Annotated in this window: 2 protein-coding genes; both read right to left on the bottom strand. The window is 64.0% G+C overall.

From position 1 onward, the window contains the following. Nucleotides 1–500, bottom strand: a 500-nt coding sequence (locus BC358_RS09040) for a chemotaxis protein CheW (protein ID WP_143434246.1), incomplete at its 3' end; no start/stop codon positions are given. Nucleotides 501–684: 184 nt separating this feature from the next. Beyond that, on the bottom strand, nt 685–1,209 hold the full coding sequence (locus BC358_RS09035) for a chemotaxis protein CheW (protein ID WP_066160790.1): 525 nt from the start codon (nt 1,207–1,209) through the stop codon (nt 685–687). Between the last annotated feature and the right edge of the window lies 1 nt (nt 1,210).

Below are 1,210 nucleotides of genomic sequence, written 5' to 3'. Positions count from 1 at the left end.
CTGCTGTCCATCAGCCCCATGTCGGGACTGCTCATCAGCGCCTCGATGTCCATCAGGATCAGCATGCGCTCGCCCACGCTGGCAATGCCCGTGATGAAGCTCGTGTCCATCGAGGTGTTCATCTCCGGCGCCGGCTTGATCAGCTCGCTGGCCAGCTCCAGCACGTCCGAGACCGAATCGACCACCGCACCGACCACCCGGCCGCGCACGTTGAGCACGATCACCACCGTGAAGCCGTTGTATTCCACCTTCTCGCAGCCCAGCTTGATGCGCAGGTCCACCACCGGCACGATCACCCCGCGCAGGTTCACCACGCCCTTGATGAAGTGCGGCGCGTTCGCGATCCGCGTAGGCTCCTCGTAGGAGCGGATCTCCTGCACCCGCAGGATGTCGATCCCGTATTCCTCCGCACCCAGGCGGAAGGTCAGGAATTCGGCATGGGCGCCTTGCTGGCCTGCGACGTGGCGGGCATCGCCGGCAGCGGTGGAGGGAGAGTGCATGTCCATGTAGGCCGTCCTTGAAACACAAATGGGGATTCATGAACTATCGGCCGGTCCGCCCGGTACTGAAGGCGGAAAAAGAGCCACTGGACCCGGGCAAATGACCGAATGACCCCCCACCATGGGTCCAAAGAGAAGGGCGCCCGACGGGCGCCCTTGAACACAGACCTGGTTTTCCCGGGGCCTACTGCAGGTTCTGCGAACTGCTGTCCATCAGCCCCATGTCGGGACTGCTCATCAGCGCCTCGATGTCCATCAGGATCAGCATGCGCTCGCCCACGCTGGCAATGCCCGTGATGAAGCTCGTGTCCATCGAGGTGTTCATCTCCGGCGCCGGCTTGATCAGCTCGCTGGCCAGCTCCAGCACGTCCGAGACCGAATCGACCACCGCACCGACCACCCGGCCGCGCACGTTGAGCACGATCACCACCGTGAAGCCGTTGTATTCCACCTTCTCGCAGCCCAGCTTGATGCGCAGGTCCACCACCGGCACGATCACCCCGCGCAGGTTCACCACGCCCTTGATGAAGTGCGGCGCGTTCGCGATCCGCGTAGGCTCCTCGTAGGAGCGGATCTCCTGCACCCGCAGGATGTCGATCCCGTATTCCTCCGCACCCAGGCGGAAGGTCAGGAATTCGGCATGGGCGCCTTGCTGGCCTGCGACGTGGCGGGCATCGCCGGCAGCGGTGGAGGGAGAGTGCATGTCCATG

Origin of the sequence: Hydrogenophaga sp. H7, assembly GCF_002025745.1 — a bacterium.
Taxonomy (GTDB): domain Bacteria; phylum Pseudomonadota; class Gammaproteobacteria; order Burkholderiales; family Burkholderiaceae_C; genus Hydrogenophaga; species Hydrogenophaga pseudoflava.
This window is presented reverse-complemented; position numbering and strand designations above follow the sequence as displayed.

Coding starts and splice junctions, on each gene's coding strand:
- BC358_RS09035 (WP_066160790.1), bottom strand. CDS start 1,209: ATGGACATGCACTCTCCCTCCACCGCTGCCGGCGATGCCCGCCACGTC.